Here is a 14,923-nt window from a genome sequence, read left to right on the forward strand (position 1 = left end):
AAATTACTATTTATTAAACAAATCACTAAATTGTAATTTTAGTGAATAGTAACTTAATTTTCTTTTTTATTAAACATATGGCGTACTTTATCTATTCGATTATTTGGTCTACGTGATTGAATAACTGGTTCACAAGTAGCAATTTGATAATCTTTTAATTCTGTCAAAAAAACTGCTTGCCCATTTGTATATAGAGTTAAAGTATTACGATATTCATTAATACAACGTACAGGAATATGTCCTGTAAAAATAACTTCATCATTTTTTGATTGACTTGTTTCAATTATTGCACAATGTTTTTGTGCATCTTTATATGCACGAGAAAAGTATCCCTCTGGTGTAAAAAGTATAAACGAAAGATATGGCTCTAATAATTGCGTTCCCGCTTTTTTCAATGTTTGTTCAAGTACAATTGGGGCAAGAAAGCGAAAATCCGAGGGAGTACTAACAGGGCTATAATAAACACCATATTCAAAACATATTTTACAATCTGTCACTTTCCAACCATACAATCCTTGCTCCAGTCCATAATTAATACCTTCTCTTACTGCATTTTGAAAACTTTGATTTAAATAACCGAGTGAAACTTTGCTTTCGTACTGTATTCCAGTGCCAATTGGAAGTGGAGTTATTGATAATCCAATTGATGCCCAAAATGGATTTGGTGGTACTTCAATATGAATAGTATAATCTGCCTTTTGTAATGGCTTTTCCAAATAAATTACGGTTGGATCTTCGATTCTTATGTTTATGTGATATTTTTCAATCAACAGAGAACAGATAACTTCTAACTGCACTGTTCCTAAAAAAGAAATGATGATTTCATGTGTTATCGTATCAACATAATAACGTAAAAGAGGATCAGTATCTGCAATTTCTGTAAGAGCATCCAATAATTTTTCTCTCTCTTCTATTTTTATCGGTTCAATTCTTGTTCGTAGTATTGGTACAGTCTTGTCATTCCATACATTGCATGGCAAAATCTTTTCATTTCCTATAATATCGTTCAATCTTAATGTATTGTTAGGTATAATAAAAATATCTCCAGAACAAACTATTTTTGTCTGTATCATTTCCCCATTTGAAGGAATATATATTTCTGTAAGTTTCATTTTCTTTTTTTCTGGCAACATAATTGTATCTCGTAAGTGTAATGTTCCACTATAAAGACGCAAATAAACTAATCTTTGCTTATGGTCTGTATATTCAATTTTAAAAACTCTTCCACATAGTTCTGAATCATTCTCATTCATTTCAGAACAAAAAAGATTTGAAATAGCTTCGATAAGTTGTTGAGTCCCTATATTATTTCTAGCACTTCCATGGTATATAGGAAACAACGAACCTTTTTTAACACACCTATATTCTTCATACATTAATTCTTGTATAGTCAATTTTTCTCCTACAATATATTTTTCTAAAAGTTTATCATTTTTGGAAATTACAGGATCCCAATCATCTAAATCAATGATATTTTTAATTGATATTTCTGGAGTTAATGTTACATTTTGCATAACAATAATATCATTTGAAAGTTTTTCTTTGATATTTTGATAAATATTATTTAAGTTAATTCCATCCTGATCTATTTTATTTATAAAAATAATTGTTGGTATATTCATTTTTTGAAGTGCATGGAATAGTATTCGGGTTTGTGCTTGTACACCATCTTTAGCAGAAATTACTAAAATTGCTCCATCAAGAACAGATAAGGAACGATACACTTCTGTTATAAAATCTGTATGTCCAGGAGTATCTACAATATTGATTTTGTAGTCATTCCAATTAAAAGAAGTAACTGCTGCCTGAATTGTGATTCCACGCTGACGTTCTAAAAACATAGTATCTGTCCTTGTTGTTCCCTTATCTACACTGCCTAATTCTAAAATTGCTCCACTTGTATAAAGCAGACTTTCCGTTAAGGTCGTCTTTCCTGCATCTACATGAGCAAGAATACCAATGTTGATTATTTTCATGGAATTTCCCTCCCTACAAATTTATCTTTTAACTTAAAATCAATATTTGCTAATTTTGTTCTTTTAAACTATTCTCAAAATCAATTATCCACTTTTCTAATGTTTCTACTAATGCTAATTGTTGTTTGAACATTTGTTTTCCAACATTAGGAATATGTTGTCTATGAGAACGTCTTTCATTTAGTAATTCTTTTAATTCTAATATCTTTGATTTTATATTAGAAACAAGAATCTGTTTTTGTTCATCATCTACTAAATCTAAATTCGTGATAATAACATTAAAATCCAAATATAGACTAACATCAGAATTTGAAATATCATTCATAAGTTTATTAAAATAATCATTACCTTTGTTAGTAATAGTATATATTGCTTTATCTGGCATATTTCCCTCTTTCTCTTTATGGCTAACAATATATTCTTTTGATTCTAATTGTAATACTTTCTTATAAATAGACTGTTCACTAATTTTTACCCATCTTGGTATATTACGATATTCTATATTTTTTTTAATATCATAAGCACTTTGTGATTTTTGTTTAATAAATCCTAATAATACCAAATCTATATTTGACATAATCTCTACTCCTTACTTAATATAATCTGTAACGCCAAGTCTATTTCCAAATGGATCTTCAAACTCGACTGCATTACCAGTTCCAATTTTAAAAGGCTCACTCAAAAATTTTATATCATTATTCAACATTTCTTTATAGAAGATTGCAACATCTTCTACTTCAAACCATATTGTAGGCTTTAAATTCTCAAATTTATTTTTGTCTTTTAAAATTATTGCAGGTTCTTCATTTCCAATATTATAAGCAACCATTCCCTTATCAGAGAAATCAAATTTCTTTTTTAACCCCAATATTTCCTCATAGTATCTTTTTGCTTCTTCCATATTATCTACAGGAAGAAAATAATTGTCATAATTTTTCATATATTTAATGTCCTCCTTTCTACTATAAACTACACTACTATATTTTATAGTAGTTATCGTTAAAAGTCAATATATAATAAAAAAATAGATTAGTTGCACTGAACTAATTTATTTGTATAACTGCCTGTCGTACAAAAAAGACTGTCATTACTGACAATCTTTTTGGTAAATTACTATTTATTTAATTAAATTATCTCATGAAGAAATTTTGTTTACAAGATAAATTAACGAGAATGATTAGATTTCACAATAGGATATTTCTTAAGATAATCATGGAGTGAGATACTTCTAGCATCTGCAAATAACATATCTTTAATTTCATCTACATTTCTATAACCATGATGTAATCCTATCTTCTTTGTAGTCAATATGGTTCCCCAAAAATTGACATGAATACATTTTCCTATCATTGTAATTATTCCATCTTGATTATCATCGCACTGGCACTCATATCTGTATAACCCTTTAGGCAAATCTTTATTATCGATTCGATAAGGTGTAAATAATGCATGCTTACTGAAAATTGTTATTTCTTGAAATCTTATATCTTCTAGTTTTATCTTCTGTGTGTTGGGTATATTATTGTTTTTATTATTGTTATAGAGTTGATATAGATTTCCTTGAATCAGTATATCTTTAATTGAATGAACATGCTGTGTCTTTATTAGCATACTTAAATGTTTATCAAACCCTTCTACACGATTAAGGTATTGATATGCTCTAAATACGTCCATGATGTAATCATCTTTAGTAATAACATGGGCTAGATATTTTAAATTTTCGTTACTTTGATGTGTAAACTTGAATCTTACATGGGAAAATTTAATATCATAAGGATAATATCCTAACTTGTGTAGGGAATTAGAAACATGATCATATCCTTTTGAAAGGTCGATATATACTTTCCTATCATCAGTCCATAATACCATCTTGAATGAATTTTTATCTTTCATATTCCTTTTTCACCTTATTAGGCTTTGTTTTATTTCTTTCAAATTCAAGATGTTTGCTCATGATGACTTGACATCGCTCTTTATAATCCTTGAAAGCATCTGTGTAACTTGAAAAATAGTGACCAGCATAATATCCATGTTTTCTGTTAGGTGTAGTATCCCATGTCACATAGGGAGATGGGGAAATAGAGCTGTGTCCTAGAACAATCGATCTACTCCCAATACTTGTTTCGGCAATAATTTTATATGGTCCATTTGCCTCCTGATAAAGATCAGAAATATCTATATGATCTGAACTATATAATGAAATGACTTGTGAAGTGATTTCATGTAGTTGGCAGTAGGATAGATATTTCTGAAGACCTTTCATGTGAGAAATATCTTCGCGCCAGTTATCAATAGTGTACCAGATGCCACAATGCTCGTCCAATGTCATATATTCTATCTCAAACCCATTTTCAAGATCATCCAATAGATAGTCCTCAATGTTATAGTCCCATTCAAGAATTTTCATATATTCTGATTTTCCTTGAATATTTTCACGAATGCATCTTATTTCATCAAGATTACTTTGAGATACAGCTATTGCCTGAAATCCAGTTGTACCATCTCCGTTTTTAAATGATAATACTTGACTGATGACCATATCAAATTCTTCCTTATCCCTTAATATTTGATAAGAGTTATTGATGAAATCTTTAACTACTTTCTTCATTTTCTGTTCTCCCGTCAAGAATCTTGTAGCATAGTTCATTTCTGAGTTCTAGGGAAGTTATCATACGATTGTTACTTTCTATCATAGTTTTGACTAGTTCCTTAGATGATTCAAATGTAACTTCACCTAAAAAATCATGAATGAAATCTGGAAAATATCCACAGCTATAGTGCGATAAAAAAGTAGAAGTGAGACCTATTTCATAACAGAAAGACATATAATAAATGAGACCAACATCAAAAATATCAATGCTGTGATAATAATTGTCTATAAATCCCCACAATTTAATATGAAAGGCGATTGATATATAGACAATCTTGTATCCTTTATTCAATTGCTGAAGCACGTATCCCTCAACACATTCATCAAACAACTCTCTATATTTTTGTTTGTCATAACGAATGTTTTGAATAGGAATTGATTTGCTTCTCGCTTTTGGGCGAAATAGAAAAGATTCATCTGGATTGATTTGATCTGAAACACCAGCTGCATAATAATCCTTTCCATTGATTTCCTTGACAAGAATAAAATCAATATGTGGATATTCATATAGACTTGAATTTCCTATTTCATTGATGACTTTTTCTATATGTTCTGCTCTAGTTTTAAAAATCATAGTTTTCATTCCTTTCTTTATTTAATTATTTAAAAACAGGCAGCAATGATGCCACCTGCTTTTAATAATTAATTGTTAATGTTTTTGTTTCATTTCGATGAGTTTTCTTTTTTGTCTTTTGATTTTTATATATATCTTGATGTTTAAAACAATTGCAACAATTGATAATGTAACTGTTGCAATCCATAAGGCATTATTCATTCATGTCACCATCTTTCTTTGATTTTCTTGATATCACTAGGACTGCAATTCCTGCCATTGCCATGACTGCTAGATATAATCCTGTTTGAGAATTGTCACCAGTTTTCACAACAGTTGTCTTAGGTTGATCCTTCATGACAACTTTTTGAACCTCTCCAGTATCAGCAATAGTAAATTCCACATCACTGGCAACTTCATAACCTGCTGGGGCAAGATCTTCATGCAAGATATAAACTTTTCCTACTTCCAGCCCTTCGATTCTATGTGGTTCTTTCTTTGAAGTCCAAGATTCAACAACTTTTCCAGTTTCCTTATCTGTTAAAGTTAATTTTGCACCTTCAATTTCTTTTTGATTTGTTGCATCGACCTTTGAAATATCTACTTTTGTGATTTCATCTTTCATAGTCACTTTTGTTGGAGTTCCATCAGCATTAACTGTAAAAGTGACATCTGAAGCAGTTGCATATCCGATTGGTGCTAAATCTTCATGAAGTGTATATTTTTCACCAGCCAAAAGCCCTCTGATGATATGTGCTTCTTTACCAGAAATCCATTCTTCAATGATGTTTCCATTCTTATCTTTCAATGATAAGTGAGCACCTTCAAGTTCTTGATTATTTGTTGCATCAATCTTTGAGATTTCAGTTGTTGTTTTTTCATTTTCTATATTGATTTCTTTTGTATAGATAATTTTGTCACTGTGATCATAGCTTAAATCAATATCATAGACAGTATCGTTTGGTACATATCCTTCAAGAGTATGAACTTCTTTCAATTCATATTTTCCTAATGGAAGATTTCCAATATGGATTTCTCCAAGTTCGTTGGTTACATATAATCCATTTTCAGAAATATCTACGGATACTTTATCACCAGCTTTATACAGCAATGAGTTTCTTCCATCAAGAGTATAAATATCTTCTTTTGCTGTTAATTCAAATGTAATGCCTCCTAATGGTTCTTTTGTATCTTTATCAGTTTTATATAAATCAATCTGTCCATATGGAGCAATATTAGTGACATTGATTTCATGAGTATATTCCTTAGTTGTTGTATCTTCTGCCTTGAAGATAATGTCATGAACAGTTTCATCTAAAACATACCCTTCATTTGTCAATGTTTCCTTTAATTCATATTCACCCATGAATAGATCGTCAATAATAATTTGTCCATTGACATCCGTTTTTCCTTTAGCAACAGTTTCTCCTTTTTTGAAAAGAATAGAGCCATCTATTCCAGAAACAATATCATTTTTTGCAGTCAACAGATACTCAATATCTGTCATGGCTTTACCAGTTTCCTTATCTGTTTTATTGATGATGATTTTTCCTTTAGGCTGAGCATTGGCTACCTTAATTGTTAAGATAGGAGTTTCATCTTCATCCATGTCATAGTCGTGCTGATTTGTAATTGTAAAGGTAATTGGTTCTTCCAATTCAAGGAAACCATCAGGAACCTTGATTTCTTCCACCGTGTATGTTCCTGCATCCAATTCTAACGGTAAAGTCACTTCTCCTAATTTACCAAAAGAAGTAATTACTTGATTCTTAGAATTCGTTGTAAAAGTATCAATTTTTTGTCCAGCAACTTTTTGAACAACATAATTACCCTCGCTGTTCTTAATCTTGAAACTTGCACCATTTAAAGTGACTGTCTTTCCTGTTTCTTCATCAACTTTAATTAATTTAACCTGTGAAGTGAAAGGTCTATTGTTGATATTAATAATCTTGATTTGTTCAATATCTTCATATTCGGTATAATCATCAGTCACACTGATTGTAAAGTCTGGAGCAGTAATATAGTCCTTTGGAGTCTTTGTTTCTTTGACTAGATATTCTCCATGAGGAAGATACGGTGTTGTTGCACGACCATTTTCATCAGTAGTAATTACTGCATAGGTTGTAGCATTATCCCATCCTACATGATTGACTTCACTTTTCAATTTCCATGTAAATTCTGCTCCTTGCAGTCCTTTTACAATACCAGAAATTCCATCTTTTTCACCTGATTTGAACACCTGAATTTTTTGCATGTTGACACGATTTGATGTATCTGCTTCTTTGACAACTTTAGAAACTGTCTGATCTTGATACTCAAGAGAAACATTGATAATAGAAGTATTTAAAACCAATGAATCATTTGATGATGTTTCCTTGATGTAATAATTACCTAAAGGAAGATCATTCCAAGTGATTTTTCCATCTTTGTTTGTTTTCTTTGCTGATACTAAAGCGTCTTTTTCATAATATGTTTTTGTTCCAGCTTTATTTGTGATTCTTTCTTTGGCACGCAATTCGTAAGTATTGCCTTCCAATGTTGCATCACCAGTTAAGCCATTTGTTTTAGAAGAATCAATGGATTTTGTTAATTCTATCTTTCCAGTTGGTTCGTTATTGGTAAATTCAATAGAAGTTGTTTCATTTGGTTTTATTTCAAATGATTTCTCACTTACATTGATAAGATATCCATTAGCAGATTTTGTTTCTACTGCTTTGTATTCACCAGGAACTAATCTATCTAATTTGATTTTTCCATTTTTATCAGTTGTGTGTGTTTCATCAAAATCATTTGGTCCAGTAATGCGATAAGATGTTTCAGCAATTGTAGATGTTTTATCATCATTGTATTTTGTTAGTACAAGCTTTCCAAACTGATTGACTGTCACTTTCATTGAAGTCTGCATGACATCATCAATTTTGAAACTTGCAACTGCTTGACAGTCATCAGCAGTATAATAAATGCTGACTCCAGTTTCACTTGCAGGAATGTCTTTCTTCAATACAATATTTGCTTTGGTAATAGATGATGTACCTTTTACAGTTAACGTATTTCCACTGATCTTAACATCTAGACCACCATCGTCTACAACTACCATATCTTCCAAGACACCTTTTGTATCAGTCAAGGTCAATGTTTTATCTGCATCAATGTTGTGTGTCTTATTGGCAAATGATGGAGCCACATAAAACTTATCAACATCAGCTAGAATTTCTTTCCACTTTTGCTGAACCTCTGCATAAGTGTAGGCTGTTGGGGTTCTCACCCACTCCAGATCATCTCTTTCATGAATTTCTCTCCAAAGAAGTCCCTGAGTGATTGCGTACCAATCCTTATCCGTTCTTCCTGCAACTTTCGTTCCATAGTAAGCTATCAAAGACAATCTCTTTGCCTTTTCTTCACTGATACCAATATCTTTATATGTTCCAGCTGTTACTTTCTTGTTGTTACGAAAAGTTGTAAAGTAGTCTACACAGAACACAGGCTGATTGTCAACCAACAAGTATCCCTCTGTTCCATGTTCACTACCATCAGTAGGGTCAATAAGAATCCAATCGTTATATCGAATTGAACTGGTTGTTCCAGTTAATGCAAACGCATTTGTAACAAGTCCATTCATTAACATCATGACACTTGCTATACACAGAACTGATTTCTTTGTCATTGTTTTTATTTTATCTAACATTTTTCTTCTCCTTTGTATTTTTATTCTTTATTTGTAGTGTTTTAAATAAAAAGAATGAACATGGAGATCTTATTTTAGTCTTCATATTTATATTTCCTTTCCAACAAAAAAGACACCTCATGTTTGAGATGCCTTTAATATCTTGCTTATTTAATTTTGATTTAATTTATATATGGTGCAATATTCTTTTCTATTTGTTCAACGTTATATTCTTTACGTTTTTGCTTTTCTTCACTATCTGAAGTTAGATAAACAGCTAAACCTATGATAAATAATGCTATTAATATTTTCTTCATAACAATCACCTCTTGTTATGATTATAGATAACTCTATTTTTTATAACAAATGTATGAAATTATATAAGTATTTCTATATATAATTAGTTAGTTATAATATATAGTGAATTTAAGAGTTCAAAGGTGATTCCTTTCGGAATGTTAAGGGGGTTTTAGGGGGAAAAACAGTCACGACTGGCAACGAAAAAAGGCGTACTACCCCCATGAATACGCTGAAATTTAATAATTCTGCAATTTTATCATTCACATGTGTGAATATAAATTATCTAGAATGTTCTCTTTCTCTTTTTTTATGCCATTCACCCAATAATTTGAGAATAATCTCCTTTTTTTGGTTAGGTGTATAGGATTTTGGAAAATATTTATTAATTTCCTCCATCTTGAGACTTATTTTTTCCTTTTGGTTTGGCTTGTCCGCCAGTAACATATCCATCATCATATCTTTAGATAACTCTTCATTTTGACTTTTACGTTTCAATTCCTGAGCCTGAGCAAGACTAGGGGTAGCTAAAGTTTCCTTGATGACTTCAACGAGTTCGTTTTGTTCCTTGATTTGAAGAAATGATAGTTCATAGGCTGGATTCAATGCGATAGTAAATCCATCTTCATGAATTTCATCAACCATATTTCTTAATTCTTTAACCAAGTATGTTAATCGAATAAATCGTTGAATTTGATTTCTACTTTCTCCAACCTGTTCAGCCAACATATCATCGGCTCTTTTTAACTTTGTCCCAACTTGGGACGAAGTTAAATCATTACGTTTTCCTTGATGTTTCATTGCCTCTAATTTCATACGATAGGCAAATCCACGTTCAGTTGGCAGAATATGCTCACGTTGAATATTGCTATCAACCATGATGATGGTTGCTTGGTCGTCATCAAGTTCTCTTACAATAGCGTCGATTTCCGTTATCCCATTTTGCTCTAACGCAAATTTTCTCCTGTGCCCTGATACCATCTCATATCCACCATTTTTATCTGGTCTGACAAGAGCAGGCATTAAGACACCATTTTCTTTTACGCTGTCAATCAGTTTTACCATGTCCTCGTCCATACGGACATGAAAAGGATGCTGTTTGAAGTCATGAATTTCACTGATAGGAATTTTCATGACCTTTTCAAGTCTGGCTTCCTGTCTTTGTTCCTCAGTGGAGAAAAGAGTATCTTCAAATTTAGGAAGTCCTAAATCAAATTTGTTCATGATATTTCAACTCCTATCTTTCTGGTGTACCTTTATGTTTTGACCTTTCAATTTTTCTGATTTCCTTAGTTAAATCTTCATAAGCTTTAGCCACGTTACTGTCTTTTGCGTGCTGATATACACTTTTTCCGGATACACTGGCTTCAGCAGCTTTAACACCAATAGGAATAATCGAATTAAAGACTTTGATATGTTTTCCATAATTTTCTCTAATTGTGTCCACTGTACTTTTTCCCAAATTGGTCTGCATATTAGCAAGAGTGATAGCAACACCAAGTATATCGACCTTTGGATTGATTTGATGTTTTACTTTGCTGATTGTATTCAGTAATTTAGTCATTCCTTTAGCTGGAAGATACTGAGCTTGTACAGGTATCAGAATATTATCGGCAGCAGATAACGCATTGATTGTCAGCATCCCAAGAGAAGGGGGACAGTCAATCAAGATATAGTCATAGTGTTGTTTGAGAGGGCTAAGACACATATCAAGAACACGTTCACGATTCATGACACTCACTAGCTTTAATTCAAAGTCAGCAAGTTCAATGTTACTTGGGATTAAGTCAATCTGTTCCTCGTGGTGAATGATTAGATTATTGTAATCAACTTCCTTATCATAGATAATATCATTCATTGCCTTGGATATAGTGTTTTCCATATCATCAGCATTCTTTAATCCTAAACAAGCTGATAAATCTCCCTGTGGATCAAAGTCTACCATTAATACTTTTTTGCCTTGATTAGCTAAACCTATGCCTACATTTTCAGTAGTCGTGGTTTTTCCTGTTCCACCTTTTTGATTTGCAACTACTATTACATTGCACTTCTTTGTCATATAAATTTACCTCCTTTCTCATGGCCAGTGCTAAGACTGGCTATGTAATTTTTGATGATGGATACATTTTCTTACTAATAATAAATTGATTATTAGTATATTTAAAATATAAGAAAAATATCTAAGAAATCATAATTTACGGAATAAAAAAACTTATACGTGAGTGCTAAATTTTGAAGAAAAATATAGCGACGTATAAGTATCAAAAAATGTATTTGTTAGTAACGTGTTAGTAACTGAAAAACTCTCACTAAGTCTGAAATGCTCCCACCACGCACCAACAGACTTATTGTTGATTAAAAAAGTATCGATGAACAGAAAGAAATTTAAATTTTAGTTTGTTAGTAACGTGTTAGTAATTTGTTAGTAACTGTGTTAGTAACCTGTTAGTAACCTGTTAGTAACTGAAAAAATCGTTAGGAGTTTCATAAAGTTTTAACACGTTTATTTAATATAATACGAAATTTTTACTGTGTCATAAAAACAAAAAAACTCTGATTAAATCAGAGTTTTTCGCAATATTTAGAAAATACCTAATTATTTACAAGCTTCTTCGATCGCTACAGCAACAGCAACAGTTGCTCCAACCATTGGGTTATTACCCATACCAATTAATCCCATCATTTCTACGTGAGCAGGAACTGAAGAAGAACCAGCAAATTGAGCATCACTGTGCATACGTCCCATAGTATCAGTCATACCATAAGAAGCAGGACCAGCAGCCATATTATCAGGATGTAAAGTACGTCCTGTTCCTCCACCAGAAGCTACTGAGAAATATTTTTTACCTTGTTCAACACATTCTTTTTTATAAGTACCAGCTACTGGATGTTGGAAACGAGTAGGGTTAGTAGAGTTACCAGTAATAGAAACGTCTACACCTTCTTTGTGCATAATTGCAACACCTTCACGAACATCATCAGCACCATAGCAGTTTACTTTTGCTCTTGGACCATCTGAGTAAGCAGTTCTTGATACTTCTTTAACTTCACCTGTGAAATAATCAAATTGAGTTTCTACATAAGTGAAACCATTGATTCTTGAGATGATTTTTGCAGCGTCTTTTCCTAAACCGTTTAAGATAACTCTTAATGGTTTATTTCTTACTTTGTTTGCTTTTTCAGCAATTTTAATAGCTCCTTCAGCAGCAGCAAATGATTCATGTCCAGCTAAGAAAGCAAAACATTCAGTTTTTTCATCTAATAACATTGATCCCAAGTTACCATGTCCTAAACCAACTTTACGATCATCAGCAACAGATCCTGGAATACAGAATGATTGTAAACCAATACCAATTGTTTTAGCAGCGTCAACAGCTTTTGTATCTCCATTTTTGATTGCCATAGCAGCACCAACTGTATAAGCCCAGCAAGCATTTTCAAAACAGATTGGTTGAGTTGATTTTACGATGTTATAAACATCAATACCTTTTTCATCACAAATTGCTTTAGCTTCTTCGATTGATTTAATATCATATTTAGCTAATGCAGCGTTGATTTGATCAATTCTACGTTCATAATTTTCAAATAATGCCATTTTCGTACCTCCATTATTCCTTTCTTGGATCGATGTATTTTGCAGCACTATCAAATCTACCATAAGTACCAGTAGCTTCTTTTACTGCTTCATTAGCATCTTTTCCAGATTTAATCATATCCATCATTCTTCCAAGATTAATGAATTCATAACCGATGATTTCATTGTTTTCATCTAAAGCAAGTCTATTAATGTAACCTTCAGTTAATTCAAGGTATCTAGGTCCTTTTAATTTTGTAGAATAAGCAGTACCTAACATACTTCTTAATCCTTTACCTAAATCTTCAAGACCAGACCCAATAGTAAGTCCTCCTTCAGAGAAAGCTGATTGAGTACGACCATAAACAATTTGCAAGAATAATTCTCTCATTGCAGTGTTAATAGCATCACAAACTAAGTCAGTATTTAAACCTTCTAATAAAGTTTTACCAACTAAAGCTTCACTTGCCATAGCAGCAGAATGAGTCATACCTGAACATCCAAGTGTTTCAATTAATGCTTCTTCGATAATTCCTTCTTTCACGTTTAAAGTTAATTTACATGCACCTTGTTGAGGAGCACACCAACCAACACCATGTGTTAATCCAGAAATATCTTTGATTTCTCTTGAATATACCCATTTTCCTTCTTCAGGAATTGGAGCACATCCATGACTTGCACCACGTGCAACAGTACACATTTCTTCTACTTCTTTTGTATAAATCATTTTTTTACTCCTTTCATTTTCAAAATGATTAGCCAGACAAATCAGAAAACTGTACTTTTTTTCTGATTGTGGTGAAGGAATTCACCTACTGTGATTATAAGTCAAATAGCCTCTAAAGTCAATGTAGACAGCACTTTCATAGTGAAAAAATTATCAAAAAATGTGAAATATAAATATTTACTTATTGCAAATGTCTTGTATATTTTATATAATAGAATTGCTTTAAGTAAATACCCAAATAAAAAAAGAAATAGTTAGACTATTCCTTTAAATGATTCATCTTTTCAATAATATTCATAAGCGACTGAATACCTTCCAACAATATTTCACGTTCTTTAGGAGAAAGACTTCTCATATATTGAATAACTTTTTCTTCATCTTTACCTTGAATTAACAAATCAGGGTTGCCATGACTATTCAAATGCAAGAGATGATTCAAATCAATATCAAGAATCTGACAAATATCCTTAAGAATATCCAGACGTGGAAAGTTCGTATCTGTTACATATGCTGAAAAGGCACCGGGTGAAATATTTAATTTTTTAGCAATCTCTTTTTGTGTCATATTCTTTTCTTCTAATCTGGTTGCTAAAATTTTGCCAATTTTTAACATTTATCTCACCTCGTCTTTTACCATTATATCGGAGAGTTAGGAAAATCTGTGGAATATTCATGAATAATTGATTTATATTTGATATCCATTTAAACTATTGTTATAATGAAAAAAATAATAGATAAAAAAGTAACTATATAAGGAGATGTTCCTATGTATATATATGATTTTTTTCATTCTCTAACCTTTTTACAACCATCTGATCAATTTTTTGATGAAGATTTTTTAGCTGATAAATATCATGTTCAAGTGATTCATCATAGTCAGCTCACTGAAAATGTTTCCTATCATCAAAAAGCAAACTTCTATCTTATTTATACAAAACAAGAACATTCAAAAAAATTTTATGCCTACAGTTTGGATAACTTATATCAATATATAAAGCAGTTATCTTTGATGAAAATTACAATTCCTGCTTCTCAGGCTATTTATTTAGAAGCTGGTATTCTTGAAGCCATTTATTTGTATGATTATCTTTTGTCAAACCCTTTCATGAATTCCTGTTCTCATCTATTATCACCATTATCTTATCTTGATAATCTTTTTTGTGGATGTCCGCAAAATAATAAAAATGATTATCCACAAACTTATCATATAGAGTGTCTACAACAACTCTATATTCTTCGTTTTTATTATTTTATTATTCAATATTGTTATATTCGTTTTCAGTGTCAACAACATCTTGTCTTAACACACCCATATCATTTTGATATTCTTGTACAAAATAAGTTGACACAATATTTAAAAGCTAAACCAATAGAACATATTCAAGATTTAACTTTTTTAGATAATCCTATCCTTGATCAATATATACATTCATTTCAAAATGATTCTTAGGAATCATTTTTTTAACAAAAAATAAAAAATAT

Annotated in this window: 15 protein-coding genes; 1 reads left to right on the forward strand and 14 read right to left on the reverse strand. The window is 31.3% G+C overall.

Annotated features, from left to right (window positions below):
• Window positions 1–53: 53 nt before the first annotated feature.
• From tet(44) to B5E75_RS00835, 14 genes are all read right to left on the reverse strand, one after another.
• Window positions 54–1,976 carry a tetracycline resistance ribosomal protection protein Tet(44) gene (gene tet(44), locus B5E75_RS00780; RefSeq protein ID WP_087302314.1) on the reverse strand — a complete coding sequence of 641 codons (1,923 nt, stop codon included), beginning with the start codon at window positions 1,974–1,976 and terminating at the stop codon, window positions 54–56.
• Between the two features lie 49 nt (window positions 1,977–2,025).
• Window positions 2,026–2,553 carry a PadR family transcriptional regulator gene (locus B5E75_RS00785; protein WP_087356918.1) on the reverse strand — a complete coding sequence of 176 codons (528 nt, stop codon included), beginning with the start codon at window positions 2,551–2,553 and terminating at the stop codon, window positions 2,026–2,028.
• Between the two features lie 12 nt (window positions 2,554–2,565).
• Window positions 2,566–2,916 (reverse strand): VOC family protein, encoded by a 351-nt coding sequence (locus B5E75_RS00790; RefSeq protein ID WP_087302310.1) that lies wholly within the window; start codon window positions 2,914–2,916, stop codon window positions 2,566–2,568.
• A gap of 224 nt (window positions 2,917–3,140) precedes the next feature.
• Window positions 3,141–3,869, reverse strand: a complete 729-nt coding sequence (locus B5E75_RS00795) for an LPD28 domain-containing protein (RefSeq protein ID WP_087305059.1) — start codon at window positions 3,867–3,869, stop codon at window positions 3,141–3,143.
• Window positions 3,859–4,584 (reverse strand): hypothetical protein, encoded by a 726-nt coding sequence (locus tag B5E75_RS00800; protein ID WP_087305058.1) that lies wholly within the window; start codon window positions 4,582–4,584, stop codon window positions 3,859–3,861. Before B5E75_RS00800 ends, B5E75_RS00795 begins: the two co-directional genes overlap by 11 nt.
• Complete coding sequence (locus tag B5E75_RS00805) at window positions 4,568–5,200, reverse strand: hypothetical protein (protein WP_087356919.1); 633 nt, start codon at window positions 5,198–5,200, stop codon at window positions 4,568–4,570. Before B5E75_RS00805 ends, B5E75_RS00800 begins: the two co-directional genes overlap by 17 nt.
• 75 nt (window positions 5,201–5,275) lie before the next feature.
• Window positions 5,276–5,401, reverse strand: a complete 126-nt coding sequence (locus B5E75_RS14905) for a hypothetical protein (protein WP_255456800.1) — start codon at window positions 5,399–5,401, stop codon at window positions 5,276–5,278.
• Window positions 5,394–8,864 carry a SpaA isopeptide-forming pilin-related protein gene (locus tag B5E75_RS00810; protein ID WP_206413948.1) on the reverse strand — a complete coding sequence of 1,157 codons (3,471 nt, stop codon included), beginning with the start codon at window positions 8,862–8,864 and terminating at the stop codon, window positions 5,394–5,396. The genes B5E75_RS14905 and B5E75_RS00810 overlap by 8 nt, the downstream gene beginning before the upstream one ends.
• 161 nt (window positions 8,865–9,025) lie before the next feature.
• Window positions 9,026–9,160: a hypothetical protein gene (locus B5E75_RS14910; RefSeq protein ID WP_255376276.1), complete on the reverse strand. Its 135-nt coding sequence runs from the start codon at window positions 9,158–9,160 to the stop codon at window positions 9,026–9,028.
• 262 nt (window positions 9,161–9,422) lie between these two features.
• A complete protein-coding gene (locus B5E75_RS00815) occupies window positions 9,423–10,364 on the reverse strand; it encodes a ParB/RepB/Spo0J family partition protein (RefSeq protein ID WP_087305056.1) in 942 nt (313 codons plus the stop codon).
• Window positions 10,365–10,377: 13 nt separating this feature from the next.
• Entirely contained in the window at window positions 10,378–11,199 is an 822-nt protein-coding gene (locus B5E75_RS00820; RefSeq protein ID WP_087356920.1) for a ParA family protein, read from the reverse strand.
• 537 nt (window positions 11,200–11,736) lie between these two features.
• A complete protein-coding gene (locus tag B5E75_RS00825; protein ID WP_087356921.1) occupies window positions 11,737–12,735 on the reverse strand; it encodes a GGGtGRT protein in 999 nt (332 codons plus the stop codon).
• Window positions 12,736–12,748: 13 nt separating this feature from the next.
• Entirely contained in the window at window positions 12,749–13,441 is a 693-nt protein-coding gene (locus B5E75_RS00830; RefSeq protein WP_087356922.1) for an iron-sulfur cluster assembly scaffold protein, read from the reverse strand.
• Window positions 13,442–13,700: 259 nt separating this feature from the next.
• Entirely contained in the window at window positions 13,701–14,054 is a 354-nt protein-coding gene (locus B5E75_RS00835) for a helix-turn-helix domain-containing protein (RefSeq protein ID WP_087356923.1), read from the reverse strand.
• A 153-nt stretch (window positions 14,055–14,207) separates the two neighbouring features.
• Between B5E75_RS00835 and B5E75_RS00840 the strand changes: the two genes are divergently transcribed.
• Window positions 14,208–14,891 carry a hypothetical protein gene (locus tag B5E75_RS00840; protein WP_087356924.1) on the forward strand — a complete coding sequence of 228 codons (684 nt, stop codon included), beginning with the start codon at window positions 14,208–14,210 and terminating at the stop codon, window positions 14,889–14,891.
• Window positions 14,892–14,923 lie beyond the last annotated feature (32 nt).

Source organism: Massiliimicrobium timonense, assembly GCF_002160865.1.
GTDB lineage: Bacteria > Bacillota_I > Bacilli_A > Erysipelotrichales > Coprobacillaceae > Allocoprobacillus.